Origin of the sequence: Bacillus sp. JKS001846, from assembly GCF_900176455.1 — a bacterium.
GTDB lineage: Bacteria > Bacillota > Bacilli > Bacillales > Bacillaceae_G > Bacillus_A > Bacillus_A cereus.
On sequence record NZ_FWYG01000001.1, the window covers coordinates 3,398,703 to 3,417,478 of the forward strand.

Here is an 18,776-nt window from a genome sequence, read left to right on the forward strand (position 1 = left end):
CCCTTTCATTGCTCATATATATTATCTTTAGCGACTTCCTTCATTCTAGAAAAATCTTTAATTACAATAACTCCATTACTCTTTTCAATTAGTTTTTCATTATAAAATCTTTGTAATACCCGAATTACGTGCCTATAACTTACCCCTATAAAATCTGCAATACTCGTTACTGAAGTTGCATCCAAATCCCCTTTATACATATTCCCGTTACTATCTGTTGAAATTGAAAGCAAATAACTAGCTACACGTACTTCTACAGGATAAAGTAAATTAAGAGCAGTAAAACGAGTCGATATTTTTAACGTGTTCGCAATGTTTTCAAGCAAGAACTTCATAAATATAGGATCATGTAATAACTTGTTTCTAATAACCGTATTAGAAATAGAGATTGCTACAACATCTGAACAAGCTTCAACGACATTATGCGCTTTGCTATTTTGAATTAATTCAATATCACCAACAATGGCCAATGGATTGATAAAGCGAAGAATTAGTTTCTTCCCTTCAGATGTAATCGTGTAAACTTTTACTTTACCTTTAACAACAAAATATAAACGATCCATTTCGTCATCTATATTGCAAATGAGCTCGCCTTTTTCAAAGTGATTTAATTGAAAATAAGCTGTATCTATTTCTGAAAAAACCTCGAGCGTTTTATTGGTTTTCAAATAATGCGTAATTAAACCTGATCTATCCTCCATATTCATTTCTCCTTTCATTTACATATTAAATACAACAATACCTATAATCATTATTATTGTTCCCACAATATGATATCTCTCCATCTGTATCTTTTTTATATGAAATAGTCCTTTCATTTCAATAACTGTTGCCGTTAACAATTGAGCAACCATAAGTGTGCCAGCTGTCAATGTAACTCCTAGTGCATATATCGCCATAGTTTCTGCACAAATAATGAATCCACCAAATGCACCCGCTGCTAAATATATTTTTTTCACACTCTTTAAATCCGTTATTTTCTCTTCTTTCTTTAACAAAAATACAGTTGTTGCAATAATGAATCCAATTAAATGGGTTATAATACTCGTCGACCATATACCGATATGTGAACTAAGTTTCGCATTAAAGGTTCCTTGAAGTGTTATAAATATCCCCGCAAAAACAGCAAATATAATACCTTTCAAAAAATCATCTCCTCATCCTTTATTTCTGACTTAATTAAAAACCATCATCCTATAATGGCAAAAGGACAAATGTCACATCACTATGAAAATAACTTGGAATGAACAAAAAAACACACCTCAAAAATGCGGGGTGTGTTTATGTTTATTATTTATATATAAAGTTTTATAAATTTAAATTACGCTACATTAAAATATTTCTGTTTCATAACAAACTTTGTAAATAAGAAACGTACAAGCGGTCCCATAATAATTAATTGTAATGGATATGCCATTATGAAATTTTTAATAAAAATCGAAAAATAAATGGAAACAAATGAATCTCCTTGTAGTCCACCATGTAAATACATCATAGCCATACCGAAAAATGACATAAAGAACACCATTCCAATTACCATAGTTGTCGCCATTGCAACGATAATATTTATTTTTTTAGATTTATCAAATGGCAATATGAATACAATTTTTTTCGCACAAGGTCCAACGATACATATTTCAATTAATAGTGCAATAATAAAGCCAATTAATAGTTCTAATGCAATCTCTTTAATATAAATTGGTCCTCCTGTTTCATTCATTAGTAAATTGTAAAACGTCATTACGATAACCATCCCAAGGCACATCATCATGCCAAATTGGAGGTTTTCCTTTCTTGTTGTTGGCAAATTTCATCATCCTTTCTCTTTGAGTCTTTGTCATTATATCGACATTGGAAACCTCTTCGTAAGTGAACATTTTGTGAACAAATTTAAAACGTTTTCATTTTTTCCTTTCTACTCAAATTCTCACTTTTACTTATAGAGGTTATATATATCGCAATGTTGAATTACTAAATTTAACATTGCATTACACTATTACTAGGAGGATAACCATGAATGAAGCAGAATTTTACGCATATCACATCGTAACAAGGAAAAAAATGCATATCGGACAAATCATTCTTTTTAACAAAAATCAACACAATACTCTATATCACTTCTTTTTTGAAAGAGAACAATTAAATGCTAGTGGTGAAGATGGCATACAAATTTTAAATAAACACTATAAAAATAACGAATTACATATAAATAATGAAAATACTAAAGTAGTTATGAGTTATATGGATCAAACAATTAGAGCAGTTAGAGAAACAATTGTAGAAATGGTTAGACTACAAGAATTCCCTGAATACCCTTCCAGGTTATCTTGTTTATACGCTTCAAAAAGCTATGAAGATGCTTTAAAATGGAAAACATTATTTGATTCTTACAATCGAGAAGTTTTACAGATTGTTAAACTACGAGTGATCGGAAATTCTTTTGAAGGTGACGGGAATCTTTTACCGAAAGAAGATGGAATTCCTTTTTCTCAAAAAATCGAACAAGCTAGAGAGTATTGGAAAGGAAATATTAGAAATGATCTTCCTGAGCTACTGATTAATGGAGAAATTGAAGTGGTGGAAATTATTGATGACTTTTCCTCAATTCATATTTAATTTCTAACTAAATCATATAGGATGGAGATTACAATGAAGAAAAAAGTGTACTTCAATCATGATGGCGGCGTAGATGATTTAATTTCATTATTTTTATTACTTCAAATGGAAAACATTGAACTTACGGGGGTATCTGTTATCCCAGCAGACTGCTATTTAGAACCCGCAATGTCTGCCAGTCGTAAAATTATCGATCGCTTCGGCAAAGGTAATATTGCCGTAGCCGCTTCAAACTCTCGCGGGCAAAACCCGTTTCCGAAAGACTGGCGGATGCATGCATTTTATGTAGATGCTCTACCAATTTTAAATGAGTCTGGAAAAGTTGTAACACCCGTGGTGGCAAAACCCGCGCATCATCATTTAATAGAAACGCTTCTACAAACGGAAGGAAAAACAACTTTATTATTTACTGGGCCCCTAACTGACCTTGCTCGTGCATTATATGAAGCTCCCATAATCGAAGATAAAATTGAACGCCTCGTTTGGATGGGTGGTACATTTCTTAAAGCTGGCAATGTACATGAACCAGAGCATGATGGAACAGCTGAGTGGAATTCGTTTTGGGATCCTGAAGCAGTAGCTCGTGTATGGGATGCAAAAATTAAAATCGACTTAGTGACACTAGAAAGTACAAACCAAGTTCCGTTAACTATAAACATACGTGAACAGTGGGCAAAAGAGCGAAAGTATATTGGTATGGATTTCCTTGGTCAATGCTATGCAATGGTCCCTCCTCTCGTTCACTTCTCAACGAACTCTACTTACTATTTATGGGATGTACTAACTACCGCTTTTGTCGGAAACACTAGCCTTGCAAAAACTGAAACGATTAATAGTATCGTTCATACATACGGACCAAGCCAAGGACGTACAGAAGAAACTACTGATGGACGACCTGTAAATGTCGTTTATGATGTAAAACATGATGTTTTCTTTGAATATATTACTGAATTAGCAAAGAAAGCTGCTACTTAAAACCTCAATAACACGAAAAAATTTATTAAGAATGATATACTTTAATTAATATAACATGAGGTGATAAGATGGATTATGAGTTACTAAAAGAACGAATAGAAATTATAACTTCTAGAATTAAATACATAGGTGGTGAAGTTCAAGAAGTTTGTATAGATGAACCATCTTCCCTTGAACAAATAATCCAAGTAGAAGAAAAACTGGGTATTAAACTACCAAATAGCTTCAAAAAAGTACTTTTAGAGTTCTCAGGAAATTTTAGCTTACGCTGGTTTTTACCTGATGATGTAGAGCTACCAAATGAATTTACTGATATTTTTTGCGGAACACCCCACTGGAGTTTAGAAAGTCTTTCTGAATTCGAAAAAGAACGTAAAGACTTGGTTGACGAGTTTTTTTCAAATCTAGATGATGAATATGATGTAGTTTGGCACAACAAATTAGCATTTTGTGAAGTGGGAAATGGAGATTATTTAGCATTTGATATGAAAGATGATATAGATGCTCCGATAATTTACCTAAGCCACGACGATGGAGAAGGACATGGGTATAAGATTGCGAATAATTTCATTGAATTCATTGAGAATTGGTCAAGGGTAGCTTTTGTAGGATGCGAAGATTGGCAGTGGTTACCTTTCACTACCAGTTTTGAAAGTGGTATAAATCCAGATGATGAACCAGCCAAAAAATTTAGAAATTGCTTGGAACTTAATATTTAAAAGAGTATTGAATTAAATTTCAATACTCTTTTTGTGCAATTTAATTATATTTGATTAATGTAGTGTCTTACAGATTATTCATTTCATAACCATTGACAAAATACGTTATTGTTTCTAACTCATCTGCATTTAATTCTCTATCTAGCTCTTGTTTATACGCTGCCTTTATCTTCTCTTCATCGCCTTTATGAGCTTCTGTATATATTCCTACTGTTTTTAGCAAATGAATTTCTTGTAAAAACTCGTCTCGATTTATAGCTGCCCCATGAGAAAGAATATATGTCTCAGCATCAAATTTCTCTAATTCATCTATCAATTTAAACGTTCTTTTCGTCGTATAGTTCCACTTTGAAGAAAAAATATCTGCATATATACAATCTCCTACAAACAATATCTTTTCTTCTTTTATATACATAACAACTGAATCATGCGCATGATCTCCGCCCACATGTTTTAACACGCATGTCACTTCACCAAGGTCTAATTCCATTTGATCCTGGAACGTTAAGGTTGGAGGAATAATGTTAATATTTCTCGCTTTTTCTTCAAACTCTTTCTTAATACAATCCGCACAAAATGCAATTTCAGTACCCTCTTTTACGCGTGCGTCCAACGCTTCATCTGTCCATTCATAAGATACTATTGCCTGCATTTCTTTTTTCGTTTCAGCGTGCGAAATAGTTAATGCATTCTGTAATACAGATAATCCAAAAATATGATCCCAATGCCAATGCGTTAATGCTACAAAATCAGGATTCGATACATTTTGTTCTTTTAACATTTCTAAAAATAATTGTGCATGTTCTTCTGAATTTCCTGCATCAATCATTAACGTTTTTTCTTGTCCAACGACCATTCCTAAGATAGGTCTATCTGTTTCAGAAACAGGTGTCATATACCAAAATGAGTTTCCTATTTTTTTAATTTGTTGCATAACCAATTCCCCTTTTCATTTTCTCACTTAAAATTAATATATAAATTATAACGAATCACTACTTTTTTCTCTATAATCAAACACAATTACTTGGACTAATCTAACTTTCCTTTTCGTAAGCTAAAAATAAGGGAATAGAATCGGAGTGTGATACTATGGAACGTTTATGGATTCCAATGATTGTAACATTTTTTTCGTTCGGTGGATTACTATTAGGAGGTGCTGTTGGAGTAGCAACACGCCAACTTATTGAAGAAAAGATGCATCGTTTATACGCATTATGTGGTGGTATTTTACTTGGGCTTTTATCCCTTGAAATTATTCCTGAAACATTTTCAAGCTACGAAATGGTTGGGCCTATACTTGGTATAGCTATCGGTATTTTAGTTATGAGCTTATTAGATAACTATTGTCACCATCCAATGATACATAAAAAAGATCAACAAGCATGGCAAACCTTCCTTTTTCTCTCTTTCGCTATATTTATTCATAATATACCGAGTGGATTTGCGTTAGGTACAGCTTTTATAAATCATAATGACTCTGCCATTCCCTTTTTAATAGCAATCGTCGTTCACCATATTCCAGAAGGATTAGCTTTAATTATTCCATTTCTTTTTACAAAACATAAATATATTTCCTTTTTATTAACGACTTTATTACTTTCTCTTATTCTCGGTACTGGCACAGTTTTTGGCATTTTGATGGAAGGAAAAGCTCTTCACCTGCAAGGCCTCATTATGGGAAGTGCTATCGGTTCACTTGGATATGTCACAATTCATGAAATGCTTTGGAAAGCTAAGAAACAGCTCTCTTTCCTTACATTTCTAATGTGGGCAACTAGTGGTTTTTTACTAATAACAGTGTTCACTTTATTCGCTGGTCATCATTAAAGTTGCTAAAGTGAAACTTTTGTTCCTCCCACACTGATTCTTGGATTACAAATAACTAGATAAATTTCTTACTTGTATATTTTTCCTTTTTATTCAAAACATAATGTTATCTACCTATTATAAGGAGGAACAATTATGTTTGGGAAAACAGCAGGTGAAGCATTAGTTGATTTATTAATTGATTGGGGAGTAGAGCACATATACGGTATGCCTGGAGATTCCATTAATTCTATCATTGAAGCTTTAAGAAAAAAACAAGATAAAATTAAATTCATTCAAGTTCGCCATGAAGAAGCTGGTGCATTAGCAGCGGCTGCCTATGCGAAATTAACAGGAAAACTTGGCGTTTGTATGGCAATTGCAGGACCTGGTGCTATTCATTTATTAAATGGTTTATATGATGCGAAACTCGATAAAGCCCCTGTTCTAGCAATTTCAGGTCAAGTAGAAACCGATTTACTTGGAACGGACTTTTTCCAAGAAGTAAATTTAGAAAGAATGTTTGATGATGTTGCGGTTTATAACCAGCGTATTATGTCAGCAGAGCAACTACCTGCCGTAGTGAATCAAGCAATTCGAATGGCTTATACGAAAAAAGGTGTATCCGTTCTTACTATTCCAGATGATGTTCCGAAATTTGAAGTGAAAAATGGTGCCCGTGTTACAAATACTTCTTTTACTTTGCCTGAGTTGTTTCCACAAAAAGAAGATTTAGATGCAGCGAAACTCGCAATAAATGAAGCGAAAAAGCCTGTGATTTTAGCTGGAAAAGGAACAAAACATGCGAGAGAATCTTTACTTGCATTGGCAGAACAAATTGGTGCTCCAATCGTACTTACATTACCAGCTAAAGGAATTATTCCTGATGAACACCCTCTTTGTATTGGTGGATTAGGATTAATTGGAACGAAACCTTCTTATGAAGCAATGAAGCATGCAGATACTTTAATTATGGTCGGTACTTCTTATCCGTTCACCGGCTTCTTACCTGAAAAAGCAAAAACAATTCATATCGATACAGATCCTGCCCAAATCGGGAAACGTTATGCGACAGATATTGGTTTAGCTGGTGATGCTGATAAAACATTACGATGGTTAATTGAAAATGTTGAAGAACACACAGACCATTCCTTCTTAGAACAGCACCAAGAAATGATGAAAAAGTGGGAAGAAAAATTACACGAGCAAGAAGAAGACTCTTCCATTCCAATTAAACCACAACGCGTTATGCATGCTCTGCAGCAAGTAGCACATGATGACGCAATTCTATCAGTTGATGTCGGAAATGTAACAGTATGGACCGCAAGACACTTCCGTATGACAAACCAGCAATTTGTCATTTCTAGCTGGCTCGCAACACTTGGTTGCGGTTTACCTGGTGCTCTTGCTGGAAAAATTGCATTCCCAGATAAACAAGTATTTGCAGTTTGTGGTGATGGCGGATTTGGAATGACGATGAATGACTTCGTAACAGCTGTAAAATATAAATTACCAATCGTTGTCGTCGTATTAAACAATAATAAAATTGCGATGATTAAATTCGAGCAAGAAGTCATGGGTAATATCGAATTCGAAACAGATTTAACGAACCCTGATTTTGCAAAATATGCAGAGGCGTGTGGAGGTATTGGATACCGTGTTGAGAATTTAGATGAACTCCTTCCCGCTTTCGAAAATGCAGTAAAACAAAATAAACCGTGTATTATTGATGTAGTTGTAGATGCTAACGAAGCACCAATGCCAGCAAAAATCACATTTGGTCAAGCCGCTGGTTATACGAAGCATATGATAAAAGAATTATTTGAAGAAGGTAAGATTGATTTACCTCCACTTTAAACGAAAAAAGATAGCTGAAAACAATTTGTCTTCAGCTATCTTTTTTATTTTTGTATCTCTTTATAAAAAGAAAAGTCATTCATAGTTGGTTGTACTTAAGACTCTTATTTTTTATCAAGAGTCTTTTTATTTAATTTCGCTTCAGTTAATACTATGTAATACTATGCATCTAAAAATCTTTATACATCTCGCTAACTATTTCAATTCTCTAAAGTTCGGATATACTTTATTTTATGAATGTATCGCACATCCACTTATAGAATTTTTCTTTCTCTTCAAATTGTGGATAATGAGCTGATTTCTCAAAAGTAATAAATTGTTTTTGATCTGCTTCTATCTTATCAAAATATGTTTTTGCTGCATGGAATGAAGCTTAGTAGGCAATGGATTTTTTAAATCCTTTTCTAATAAGACAGTTTGAGAATGTGATAATCCAACGTTATAACGAATTACGTCTAACAAGTTATATTCATTACAGAAAGATTTGAAAACATCTCGCATACACATTTTTATAAAAACACATAGAAAAGAGCCCTTGCTTTCAACACAAGGACTCTTTTCATAAACTATTTAGCTACCTCTTCTTTCGGCATTACCATACCTTTATAAAGTTGAACAGTTATCCAGTAATAAATGAAATAAATGACAAAGAAGATTCCTATTGGCACCCATACTTTTACAAACGGGTCAACTAATATAAAGCTGAATAAGTTAAGCCCTACTAATACGTGGGAAATGCCAATGATCGCTGGGAAGATAAATAAATATGAAATTTCTTTATATATACTTTTCGTTAACATACTGCGTCTCACACCAATTTTTCGTAACATTTCATAACGGCGTACGTCGCGAGAAGCACCTGTTAATATTTTGAACATAAGGGAACTTGCCATCATTGCTAAAAAGGCAATTCCGAGGAAAAATCCCATAAACATTGTTCCGCTCATGAAGCTGTTCATAAACTGATAAATTGTCATTTTCGTAAATAAGTCTACCTTTTCACCTGTTGCTTTTTCAATTTGTTCTTTTTGTCTCTTGTCTATTTCGATCAATAACGGTTTATATTTTTTCATATCATCTACTTTTGCTAATGTTACAGTATGTTCTGTTCCTTGAATCCCTTTATAATGCTCTTCGTCTGCAATCCTTACTGGTTTTCCGCTAAATTGATTATGCGTAATTTGTATCTCTCTTACAACTGCGTCTTCCCAATCCTTTGGCATTTGAGGGAATTTTGCTAATTCAGGAGCCTCTAAAGCTGAATATACAGGTTCAGTTAAAGGTTCAGTCACACGTTTACGAATAGGCTCTTTTAAAGTTTTTGTATCAAAATGGTCTGAAACAAGTGGTGGTTTCGCAGTTAAGTCGTTACGTAAATAATAAACCGCTTCTCCATCTACTTTATATTTGTACTTGCTTTCTTCAACAATTTCCATTTCTTTTAAGGCAGCTTTATCTTGATCATTCGGATCATGAATTACAACATCATATACACGAGAAAAGTCTGTCATAATACCTACATTTTTTTGGAACGCCATACCTGCCGTCATCGCACCTGCGCCTAATGCAATTAACATTGCTACAGTACCTAATACTCTCGATAAACTATTTACTCGAAAGCGTAGCTGTGCATATGTAAAACTATTTAGACCAGTTTCATTTCGTTTTTTATTCCCCTTAATTTTCATCACAAAAAATGGGAGTAATGAACTAAAGATAAAATATGTTCCAAGTGTTGTAACGATGGTTGCTATAATAAAACCTAATTCAGCATAAATTTTTACATTGATCATAAAATAGTACCCTGTACTTACTAGTAATACACCAAGTACTGTCATTATAATAATGCGAGTTTTACTTTTCTTCACTTCATCTAGTGTTTCATCTTCACGAATTAACTCTAGTTCAGTTTTTCGTAACAATCGGACACTGTTCATTATGCCAGTAATGAAAAATAATATTAAGAAGAAAATAGCTGTAACTAAAATTGCTGGTGTGTATACAGATGCGTAACTACCTTTTGCTGAAATTTCCATTCCATTCATTAAAAAGTTCCCTGCTACACTTGCAAGTAACATCCCTACTAAAATACCGATAATAATACTGACAATACCCATACCGAATGTTTCAATAAATAATAACTGTGCTACTTTTTTCTTTTTTGCACCAAGCATCATGTACATACCGAGTTCTTTTCTTCTTAATGTGAGCAAGAAAGAGTTGGCATATATAATATAAAATACAGTAATGAAAGATAATAGTATTGCACCTACCCAAAAGACGAGTCTAATACTACTAATTAGACTATTATCTTTTGTAAATTCACTATTCATCGCCATCGTTTGGAACATGTAGAAAATACTAATACTAATAACGAGGCCAATAAGTAAAACCATATAATCTTTTAACATCTTTTTCATACTATGACGTGATAATTTAAATAACATAGTTTCACCCCCTACTTAGACTCAGCAGCTGAGCCCATATGAGCGAGCACACCTAAAATGTCTTGATAGAAATTCTCTCGAGTACCTTGACGGTTTAATTCTTTATAAAGAAGACCATCTTGAATAAATAAAATACGCTCACAATAACTTGCACTAAATGCATCGTGTGTAACCATCAAAATACTTACATTGTGATTTTCATGTAAATCTTGCATCGCTTCTAATAAACTTTTTGCGTTTTTACTATCAAGCGCACCTGTCGGTTCATCTGCTAATACAATTGCTGGATTATGTACTAAAGCTCTTGCCGCCGCTGTTCTTTGCTTTTGTCCTCCAGAAACAGCCGTCGGATATTTTGTTAAAATTTCGGTGATGCCTAATTTCTTCGCAACGTCATTTACCTTTCCAGTAATCTCACTTGACGGTACGCCTTGCAAAGAAAGTGGTAAAGCTATATTTTCATAAATTGATAAGTTTTCTAGAAGATTAAAATCTTGAAAAATGAAACCTAATTTTTGAGAGCGAAAATCAGATAATGCATTGCCCTTCATAGAAGTAATATTTGTACCAGCTATCGTCACACTACCACCTGTCGCTTGGTCAAGTGTACTTATCACATTAAGTAAAGTCGTTTTTCCAGACCCAGAAGGTCCCATGATCCCGACAAATTCTCCTTCTTTAATACTTAACGATACACCCCTTAATGCTTTTGACTGATTCTCATTTCTTTTCCCATACGTTTTTTCTACACTTTCTACAGTAACTACATTTGTTGACATCTCTTTCACTCCATCCCTTTTGTATAAAATTAATTTCTCACATATTTCTTATTATTTTGTCATGTGAATTCTTAAGAATTTTTTAATTATTCATTCAAGAAGAGTTACACCTGTAACATGAACCTTTTTCCTACTTCATATTCTCATTTTTCTACAACTCGTTCCCTCGATTTCGCTTACATTTACCTTACATTTTTGTAAGATAAAAAAGAAAACACACTAATTGCTAATAGTGTGTTTTCTTTACAATCAATATTTTCTATTCTTTATTTCCTCTTCAATAGTTGCCACAAATACATCTAGCGCAATAACTTCTGACTTCTCTTCCCCATATTTACGTACATTTACAGCTCCGTTTTCCATTTCCTTATCACCAATAACAAGAACATACGGTACTTTTTGCATTTGTGTTTCTCTTATTTTATATCCTAATTTTTCATCTCGTGCATCTTGTTCAACACGAACTCCAGCTTGTGCTAATTTATGTGCAATCTCATTGGCATATTGTTCATGTACTGCATTTGAAACTGGAATTACTTTCACTTGAACTGGTGCCACCCATGCCGGGAACGCACCTCCAAAGTGCTCAATTAATATTGCTAAGAAGCGATCTAATGACCCTAAAACTGCCCTGTGAATAACAACTGGTCTTTTCTTTTCATTATTTTCATCTATATAATTTAAATCAAATTTCTCTGGCATTTGGAAATCAAGCTGGATTGTTCCGCACTGGTGGCTTCTATTTAAAGCATCTTTAATATGAAAATCAATTTTCGGCCCGTAAAATGCACCGTCACCTTCATTTAGTCTATATTTATAATTTAGCGATTGTAATACATTTTCTAATGCCGCTTCTGCTTGCTCCCATAATTTATCATCACCCATTGAATCTTCTGGACGAGTAGAAAGCTCTACTTCATATTCGAATCCAAAAGTTTTATATACGTAATCAATTTGCGCCATTACTGATTTAATTTCATCTTCAATTTGTTTTGGAGTTACAAATAAATGTGCATCATCTTGGCAGAAAGTACGTACTCTTAATAATCCGTTTAACGCACCACTAAATTCATGACGATGTACTTGACCAAATTCACACATACGAATCGGTAATTCACGATAAGAATGCAATTTATTTTTAAACATAAGCATGTGCCCTGGGCAGTTCATCGGTTTTAATGCAAAACTTTTATTATCTACTTCAGAGAAATACATATTATCTTTATAATGTCCCCAGTGCCCTGATCTCTCCCATACTTCTTGGTTCATCATGAACGGAGTGCGTACTTCTTGATAATTGTACTCTTTTTGAATTTCTCTTAAAAATGCTTCCAATTCGTTACGAATCATTTGTCCTTTCGGTAAATAAAACGGCATTCCCGGAGCCTCTTCAGAAAACATAAATAACTCAAGCTCACTGCCTAACTTACGATGATTTCTTTTTGCTGCTTCTTCAACGAAATGTAAATACTCTTCTAATTCTTTTTGAGAAGAGAATGCAACACCATATATGCGCTGAAGCACTTGGTTATTACTATCACCTCGCCAATATGCACCGGAAACGTGAGTTAATTGAAATGCTTTCAAATAACCTGTAGATGGTAAATGTGGTCCTCTACATAAATCTACAAATTCACCTTGTTTATATAGTGTTACACTTTCCCCACTAGGAATTGCTTCTAAAAGTTCTAATTTCAAGCGGTCGTTCATTTCTTGAAACAGTTTAGCTGCTTCTTCTCGAGAAACCTCAACTCGTTCTATCTTTATATTTTCATTTATGATCTTTTTCATTTCTTTTTCGATTTTTCGTAAATCTTCTATGTTTACACTACTTGGAAGATCCATATCATAATAAAATCCATTTTCAATAACAGGTCCTACTCCAAGATTTATATCACCATACAATCTTTTTACAGCTTGCGCTAAAATATGTGCTGCGGAGTGTCTTGCAATTTCTACCCCTTCATTTGAATCTATAGTAATGATTTCCACTTCCGCATTTTCTTCAATATTTCGGCGTAAATCATATAATCCATCATTTACTTTCCCCGCGACTGCTTTCTTTTTCAAACTACTGCTAATGGATCCAGCAATTTCTTCTAAAGTAACTCCATTTACAAATTCTTTAACCCTACCATCTGGAAATTTAATTTCAATCATTTGTTCTTTCATTTTTCATCTCTCCATTTCATAATAAAAAGCACACTCATCCCTAAAATAGGGACGAGCGTGCTTTTACCCGTGGTTCCACCCAGATTCCCATTGTAAACAAACAATGGCTTCTTTTACGGTAACGTCGTTTATACGGCACTAGATACTTAATTTCCCCAGTGCAGCTCTAAGGTGGTAAGTTATTTTTCTGCGTTAGGAAGTTCTCAGCTTTCCTTCCTTCTCTGTATAACCGGGTAAAATAACTCGTGTCCTTTTCTTCGCTTATTATGAAATTGAATGCAAAAAAGCATATTCATCCCTAAATATAGGGACGAATATGCTTATATCCGTGGTTCCACCCAGATTCCCATCACAAAAAAACATAATGGCTTCTTTTGCGATAACGTCGCATACACGGCACTAGATACTTAATTTCCCTAGTGCAGCTCTAAGGTGGTAAGTTATTTTTCTGCGTTAGGAAGTTCTCAGCTTTCCTTCCTTCTCTGTATAACCGGGTAAAATAACTCGTGTCCTTTTCTTTGCTTTTTGTAAAACATCCATTTATTGTTATTTAATATATCTTATTCATTTTATTTTTGCAAGTGTTTAAAAAAATTATTTATTTAATTTAAAAAAGCGAAACCAAATTTTTTTGGTTTCACTTCACAATTTTACCAATCTTGTGGTTCGTAATTTAAGTCTGCAAATAGACGTCTTTTCTCTTTCTTCGTTAAATCTCTCCACTGCCCAACTGGTAAATTATTCAATTCAATATTCATAATTCTCGTACGTTTTAACGTGTATACTTGATAACCTAAAGCTTCACACATACGGCGAATTTGGCGATTTAGCCCTTGTGTTAAAATAATTTGGAACTCATATTTTGATAACTGTGTAATCTCACAAGGAAGCGTTTTTGTTCCTAAAATTTTAACACCCGCTGCCATTTTCTCTAAGAAATCAGGTGTAATTGGCTTATCTACTGAAACGATATATTCTTTCTCATGTTTGTTTTCAGCACGTAAAATCTCATTAACAATATCGCCATCATTCGTTAACAAAATTAAACCGTCAGAGTCTTTATCAAGACGTCCAATGTGGCTAATTCGTAAAGGATGATTCACTAAATCAATAATATTACCTTTTACTGATTTTTCACTCGTACATGTAATACCTACTGGTTTATTTAAAGCGATATATACGTGATCTCGAGCAATTCGAAGCTGCTCTCCATTTACTCGTACATCATCACCTGGGTTCACTTGGTCACCAATTTTTGCAACCTTACCGTTAATAATTACTCTTCTCTCATTAATTAGTTTATCCGCTCCACGTCGAGACGCTTTTCCAGCTTCACTAATAAATTTATTGATACGCAAATTAGGCACATCCTTTTCTAAAAAAAATTTCAAGCTCACACTGCTTCTACCGTACAATACAAAAGGGTAAGCCTCCTATTATAACTTAAATATATTAACATGAAAGGGTATATAACGTCTTCTATTAATTACTTGTTTATAAGAAAATATCTTTATTATACATTCATTTATGCACTTTTTCAGCGTTTAATATACAAGCCATTCTTCCTTACATACAGCTTGTTTTCCTTTTATCTCTTCTATCTCTTCATGAATATTAGCTAATTTATATAAACCTGGGAAAATCTCTTCCACATAATGTTGATGCGTCTTTTCATCTTTCCAATACGTTAACACTATGTAACGATTTTTATTTTTTAAAGACTTCCCAACTACTCCACCTAACATGCCTTTTGCTTTTTCCATTCCTTTATTCCAAATTGTTTCTTGCTTATGTAAAAAATGATTTTCCTTTTCCATCTTTACATCACATATAGCAACTCTTACGAATGATCCTTCTTTAACAACGTCTTTCAAATGCGTATCAGTTATATCATACAACGTTTGAAATAATTCAATTTCACATGAAAGAAACGTATCCTCTTGATTACTATTTAAATAAATTGTATCGTGAGCACCATTCATAAATGATTGATATGCACTTCTATCTTCCCATAAAGTAAATACACATGCCTCATCTTCATACCATCCACCAAATTGTCCATGAAACCCATCTAGGTGCCGTATATCACGCCATTTTCCTTGCGCATTTGAAAACAATTCCTTTTTCTCTTCTTCCACCTTACAGTAGATTGTTTTTAGTAGCATTTTTAATTCCCCCTTTAGCATATAATTTATCTTCTTCTCACAATAATTAGTTCACATAATATTTTTATAATCACCCTAATACTCTTTATAGACATATAGAACTAATCATATTTATCACTACATCTATCAAAACATCTATCGAATTTAATTTCAAATGATTCAGAATAAAAAAAGATGTAACTCTTAATGAATTACATTTTTAGCTAATCTCCCTTATTCATCTTTTTCTCAAATAAATAATACGTAATGTCTCCTGGATAATGTACTACTGTTACCTTCCGCTCCCCTTTTTTAAAACTAACAGTATGCCCGTTTTCCCCTAAGTTCTCCCATCCACTCGCCTTTGTAATCGGCATTACACTTATATATTGATAGTCCTCTTCCTTATCATCGTTAATATGAATTGCTGACATTGGTACTGGAAAACCTTTAATTTTAGATTCTTTATTCATAAATATGAATGCAATTACACCAACTAATAACATAGCCATTGAAATACTTGAAACTAGTTTTCTTCTATTCATTTTCACTAAAAACCCTCTTTTCTCACATATAACTTTCATCATTTTACTAACTTTAATTATTTATGTATAGAAAAGATATATTTTAAATCATTTCTAACCTATTTTCTCTACTTAAAACAACATTATTATTATATATTATAATTATAAGTTTTTAAATTTTGGAGGCGTTACATATTGCAGAAATTACTTTTTACTAAATGGACAGTTGTTATTTCTATTTTCATCATTTTTGGTACAATTTTCTACGTTACTAATGTTAAAAATAACCACGAAAAAGCAACTGTAGAAACAGCGGAGACAAAAACTTTCAAAACTAAATTACAACCTAAAATTAATGAATTGACTACTCATTATAATGACATCATCGAAAAAGATTGGTTACCTGCCTGGGAAGAGATTAACACGAATGGAGATTCAGTAGATCGAAATAAACTATTAGTTACAATGAGTGCTGTTTCCAAGCAGTACGAAACAATTATGAACGAAATAGACACGCTTAAAATTGAAGAAAACATAACAGATATAGATATACAAAAACAACTACTTCAGTTCACAACTCAGTTTAAATCCGCATCAAATTTCATGAAAAATGCAGCAAATTTAATTATAGACGGAGCAAATAACTCTACTCCAACCGATGAAACTATTGAAAAAACAAAACAAGCTTTAGGACTTGCGGATCAACATATTGTCATCGCTTTATCTACTTTAAATGAAGTTGAAGATAAATTAGGACTTACAAAAAAATAAAACTATTTACTATTTTAAAATAAAAAATGATTGCAATTCACAATTTGTATGTCTATAATATTTTTATTGATTTACAATCAATGTGTTTATAAATTTTATAATTCGGATGAACCATTCAGGAGAAGGTCTATTGATCTACCGACGGGGCAAAAAGTTGTTATACCAGCTTTGAAACTCTCAGGTCTTGGTTACAAGTAGAACTGCATGGGGACGAATCTCTGGAGAGACTCCCTCTCGCTTTCATAGAGCGCGGAGGAAAACGAGCACCGAAGGAGCAAATCCGCTACTATAGCGGATAATCTCTCAGGTAAAAGGACAGAGACAAGCGAAAGAAAATGCCGATTTGTATCGGTTTATTTTTCTATCCCTTGTTTCTCCAGAGACCATTTCATTTACTTGAAGTGGTTTTTATTTTTTCTAAATAAAGGAGAATAAAGATGGAGACAGTAAGTAAAGTATTAGAACAAATGAATCAATACGTGTGGGGATTACCAACTTTGTTGCTACTCGTTGGAACAGGTATCATTCTCACAGTGCGTTTAAAAGGTTTACAGTTTAGTAAACTATTATACGCTCACAAACTAGCATTTAAAAAATCAGAAGATACCTCTTCTTCTGGAGATATTAGTCACTTCCAAGCACTCATGACAGCTATGGCCGCAACGATTGGTATGGGAAATATAGCCGGTGTTGCAACAGCTGTTACAATTGGTGGTCCTGGTGCAATATTTTGGATGTGGATTACCGCTTTATTCGGTATGGCAACAAAGTATGCCGAGGCAATACTTGCAGTAAAATACCGTGTTAGTAATGAAAATGGTGAATATTCAGGTGGACCAATGTATTATTTAGAGCGTGGTTTAGGTAAGAAATGGCTGGCAGTATTATTCGCTATATTCGGCACAACTGCTTCTTTCGGTATTGGTAATATGGTGCAATCTAACTCAGTTGCAGAGGCAATGCGAATTAATTTCTCTTTCCCTCCTGCTTTAACTGGTATAGTAATGTCATTTTTAATCGCAATTGTTATTTTAGGCGGTGTAAAAAAAATTGGGAAAGTGACGGGATATGTCGTTCCTATTAAAGCTTTCTTTTATATAATTGCTGGTCTTATAATTATTTTCTATCACTACGACCAAATTCCAGAAGCATTTTCACTTATTTTTTCTGGTGCATTTAATGGTACAGCAGCTGCTGGTGGTTTTATTGGGGCAACAGTTGCATCAGCTATTCAAATCGGAATGGCGCGTGGTGTATTTGCGAACGAAGCTGGTTTAGGGAGTGCCCCTATTGCCGCGGCGGCGGCAAAAACTGATTCGCCTGCAAAGCAAGCTTTAGTTTCAATGACTGGTACTTTTCTAGATACGTTTATTGTATGTACAATTACAGGACTAGTATTAATTACTACAGGTGCTTGGAGATCTGGTAAAACTGGCGTTGAAGCTACAACACTTGCATTCCAATCTGTATTTGGTACTGCTGGTAGTATGATTCTCGGTATCGCAATTATTTTATTTGCCTACTCTACTATTTTAGGCTGGTCGTATTATGGAGAAAAATGTGTAGCTTATTTATTCGGAGAAAGTGCAGTTAAATATTATAAAGCAATCTTTATTGTTATGATTGCAATTGGTGCTAATTTAAAGCTAGGAATCGTATGGACATTTGCTGATATTGCAAATGGACTTATGGCAATTCCAAACTTGATTGGTCTAATTGGATTAAGTAGTATTGTTGTTGCTGAAACGAATCGCTTTTTACAAGCAGAGAAATTGAAAGAAAATAATAAAAAACAGGCAAGTTAATCTATGAAAAAAGGAATGACTCATACATGATGAGCATTCCTTTTTTCATCCCCTCTTTTACTCAATTACTATCATTAAAAATATATTTATATCAATATTTACTCCTTTTTATTCCTTCAAAAGTTTTTCACATAAATGTCATAAATCGTATGGTCTAACTA

At 33.6% G+C, this 18,776-nt stretch carries 17 protein-coding genes, 1 pseudogene, 1 riboswitch and 2 other annotated features; of the genes and pseudogenes, 7 read left to right on the top strand and 11 right to left on the bottom strand.

Annotation, left to right across the window (positions count from 1 at the left end; all coding sequences use genetic code 11):
* Positions 1-5: 5 nt before the first annotated feature.
* From B9A45_RS18165 to B9A45_RS18175, 3 genes are all read right to left on the bottom strand, one after another.
* Entirely contained in the window at positions 6-701 is a 696-nt protein-coding gene (locus B9A45_RS18165; RefSeq protein ID WP_141552482.1) for a Crp/Fnr family transcriptional regulator, read from the bottom strand.
* An 18-nt stretch (positions 702-719) separates the two neighbouring features.
* A complete protein-coding gene (locus tag B9A45_RS18170; protein WP_000676013.1) occupies positions 720-1,145 on the bottom strand; it encodes a DMT family transporter in 426 nt (141 codons plus the stop codon).
* Positions 1,146-1,321: 176 nt separating this feature from the next.
* A complete protein-coding gene (locus B9A45_RS18175) occupies positions 1,322-1,807 on the bottom strand; it encodes a DUF2798 domain-containing protein (RefSeq protein WP_084064467.1) in 486 nt (161 codons plus the stop codon).
* A 206-nt stretch (positions 1,808-2,013) separates the two neighbouring features.
* Here B9A45_RS18175 and B9A45_RS18180 point away from each other — a divergent pair, with 206 nt between their 5' ends.
* The 3 genes from B9A45_RS18180 (at position 2,014) to B9A45_RS18190 (ending at position 4,310) form a co-directional block, all read left to right on the top strand.
* Positions 2,014-2,616: a DUF2441 domain-containing protein gene (locus B9A45_RS18180; RefSeq protein WP_001001044.1), complete on the top strand. Its 603-nt coding sequence runs from the start codon at positions 2,014-2,016 to the stop codon at positions 2,614-2,616.
* Positions 2,617-2,637: 21 nt separating this feature from the next.
* On the top strand, positions 2,638-3,591 hold the full coding sequence (locus B9A45_RS18185; protein ID WP_003284231.1) for a nucleoside hydrolase: 954 nt from the start codon (positions 2,638-2,640) through the stop codon (positions 3,589-3,591).
* A 68-nt stretch (positions 3,592-3,659) separates the two neighbouring features.
* Positions 3,660-4,310: an SMI1/KNR4 family protein gene (locus tag B9A45_RS18190; RefSeq protein ID WP_000384349.1), complete on the top strand. Its 651-nt coding sequence runs from the start codon at positions 3,660-3,662 to the stop codon at positions 4,308-4,310.
* Positions 4,311-4,377: 67 nt separating this feature from the next.
* On the opposite strand, the gene B9A45_RS18195 is transcribed toward B9A45_RS18190, so the two are convergent.
* Positions 4,378-5,244 carry an MBL fold metallo-hydrolase gene (locus B9A45_RS18195; protein WP_084064470.1) on the bottom strand — a complete coding sequence of 289 codons (867 nt, stop codon included), beginning with the start codon at positions 5,242-5,244 and terminating at the stop codon, positions 4,378-4,380.
* Positions 5,245-5,399: 155 nt separating this feature from the next.
* On the opposite strand from B9A45_RS18195, the gene B9A45_RS18200 reads away from it, so the two are divergent.
* Both B9A45_RS18200 and B9A45_RS18205 read left to right on the top strand, forming a co-directional pair.
* Positions 5,400-6,137, top strand: a complete 738-nt coding sequence (locus B9A45_RS18200; protein ID WP_000440632.1) for a ZIP family metal transporter — start codon at positions 5,400-5,402, stop codon at positions 6,135-6,137.
* 135 nt (positions 6,138-6,272) lie between these two features.
* Positions 6,273-7,973, top strand: coding sequence for a pyruvate oxidase (locus B9A45_RS18205; protein ID WP_000467240.1), 1,701 nt, complete (start codon positions 6,273-6,275; stop codon positions 7,971-7,973).
* A gap of 226 nt (positions 7,974-8,199) precedes the next feature.
* Here the strand turns inward: B9A45_RS18205 and B9A45_RS18210 are convergent.
* From B9A45_RS18210 to B9A45_RS18240, 7 genes and pseudogenes are all read right to left on the bottom strand, one after another.
* Positions 8,200-8,447 (bottom strand): annotated as a pseudogene (locus tag B9A45_RS18210) (hypothetical protein); the annotation flags it as partial.
* A gap of 92 nt (positions 8,448-8,539) precedes the next feature.
* Complete coding sequence (locus B9A45_RS18215) at positions 8,540-10,420, bottom strand: FtsX-like permease family protein (protein WP_000897847.1); 1,881 nt, start codon at positions 10,418-10,420, stop codon at positions 8,540-8,542.
* Between the two features lie 11 nt (positions 10,421-10,431).
* Entirely contained in the window at positions 10,432-11,199 is a 768-nt protein-coding gene (locus tag B9A45_RS18220) for an ABC transporter ATP-binding protein (RefSeq protein WP_000106426.1), read from the bottom strand.
* Positions 11,200-11,448: 249 nt separating this feature from the next.
* Positions 11,449-13,371: a threonine--tRNA ligase gene (thrS, locus tag B9A45_RS18225; RefSeq protein WP_016109932.1), complete on the bottom strand. Its 1,923-nt coding sequence runs from the start codon at positions 13,369-13,371 to the stop codon at positions 11,449-11,451.
* A 44-nt stretch (positions 13,372-13,415) separates the two neighbouring features.
* Positions 13,416-13,638: a binding site (T-box leader), on the bottom strand.
* A 36-nt stretch (positions 13,639-13,674) separates the two neighbouring features.
* Positions 13,675-13,899 (bottom strand) — a binding site (T-box leader).
* A 122-nt stretch (positions 13,900-14,021) separates the two neighbouring features.
* The gene (rluF, locus tag B9A45_RS18230) at positions 14,022-14,729 is read right to left on the bottom strand and encodes a 23S rRNA pseudouridine(2604) synthase RluF (RefSeq protein ID WP_001222170.1); all 708 of its coding nucleotides are present in this window, start codon (positions 14,727-14,729) and stop codon (positions 14,022-14,024) included.
* A gap of 186 nt (positions 14,730-14,915) precedes the next feature.
* The gene (locus B9A45_RS18235; RefSeq protein WP_016109931.1) at positions 14,916-15,536 is read right to left on the bottom strand and encodes a YdbC family protein; all 621 of its coding nucleotides are present in this window, start codon (positions 15,534-15,536) and stop codon (positions 14,916-14,918) included.
* Between the two features lie 203 nt (positions 15,537-15,739).
* Positions 15,740-16,102 carry a hypothetical protein gene (locus B9A45_RS18240; RefSeq protein ID WP_002061304.1) on the bottom strand — a complete coding sequence of 121 codons (363 nt, stop codon included), beginning with the start codon at positions 16,100-16,102 and terminating at the stop codon, positions 15,740-15,742.
* A 132-nt stretch (positions 16,103-16,234) separates the two neighbouring features.
* Here B9A45_RS18240 and B9A45_RS18245 point away from each other — a divergent pair, with 132 nt between their 5' ends.
* Together B9A45_RS18245 and B9A45_RS18250 are read left to right on the top strand one after the other, a co-directional pair.
* Positions 16,235-16,810, top strand: coding sequence for a hypothetical protein (locus B9A45_RS18245; RefSeq protein WP_001170884.1), 576 nt, complete (start codon positions 16,235-16,237; stop codon positions 16,808-16,810).
* A 208-nt stretch (positions 16,811-17,018) separates the two neighbouring features.
* Positions 17,019-17,139, top strand: a riboswitch (glycine riboswitch).
* 108 nt (positions 17,140-17,247) lie between these two features.
* Complete coding sequence (locus tag B9A45_RS18250) at positions 17,248-18,615, top strand: alanine/glycine:cation symporter family protein (RefSeq protein ID WP_016109930.1); 1,368 nt, start codon at positions 17,248-17,250, stop codon at positions 18,613-18,615.
* Positions 18,616-18,776 lie beyond the last annotated feature (161 nt).

What these genes read in the sequence shown, in the direction of transcription:
- B9A45_RS18165 (WP_141552482.1), bottom strand. Translation starts at nt 701, where the DNA reads ATGGAGGATAGATCAGGTTTAATTACGCATTATTTGAAAACCAATAAA.
- B9A45_RS18180 (WP_001001044.1), top strand. Translation starts at nt 2,014, where the DNA reads ATGAATGAAGCAGAATTTTACGCATATCACATCGTAACAAGGAAAAAA.
- B9A45_RS18185 (WP_003284231.1), top strand. Translation starts at nt 2,638, where the DNA reads ATGGAGATTACAATGAAGAAAAAAGTGTACTTCAATCATGATGGCGGC.
- B9A45_RS18190 (WP_000384349.1), top strand. Translation starts at nt 3,660, where the DNA reads ATGGATTATGAGTTACTAAAAGAACGAATAGAAATTATAACTTCTAGA.
- B9A45_RS18195 (WP_084064470.1), bottom strand. Translation starts at nt 5,244, where the DNA reads ATGCAACAAATTAAAAAAATAGGAAACTCATTTTGGTATATGACACCT.
- B9A45_RS18200 (WP_000440632.1), top strand. Translation starts at nt 5,400, where the DNA reads ATGGAACGTTTATGGATTCCAATGATTGTAACATTTTTTTCGTTCGGT.
- B9A45_RS18205 (WP_000467240.1), top strand. Translation starts at nt 6,273, where the DNA reads ATGTTTGGGAAAACAGCAGGTGAAGCATTAGTTGATTTATTAATTGAT.
- B9A45_RS18215 (WP_000897847.1), bottom strand. Translation starts at nt 10,420, where the DNA reads ATGTTATTTAAATTATCACGTCATAGTATGAAAAAGATGTTAAAAGAT.
- B9A45_RS18220 (WP_000106426.1), bottom strand. Translation starts at nt 11,199, where the DNA reads ATGTCAACAAATGTAGTTACTGTAGAAAGTGTAGAAAAAACGTATGGG.
- thrS (WP_016109932.1), bottom strand. Translation starts at nt 13,371, where the DNA reads ATGAAAGAACAAATGATTGAAATTAAATTTCCAGATGGTAGGGTTAAA.
- B9A45_RS18235 (WP_016109931.1), bottom strand. Translation starts at nt 15,536, where the DNA reads ATGCTACTAAAAACAATCTACTGTAAGGTGGAAGAAGAGAAAAAGGAA.
- B9A45_RS18240 (WP_002061304.1), bottom strand. Translation starts at nt 16,102, where the DNA reads ATGATGAAAGTTATATGTGAGAAAAGAGGGTTTTTAGTGAAAATGAAT.
- B9A45_RS18250 (WP_016109930.1), top strand. Translation starts at nt 17,248, where the DNA reads ATGGAGACAGTAAGTAAAGTATTAGAACAAATGAATCAATACGTGTGG.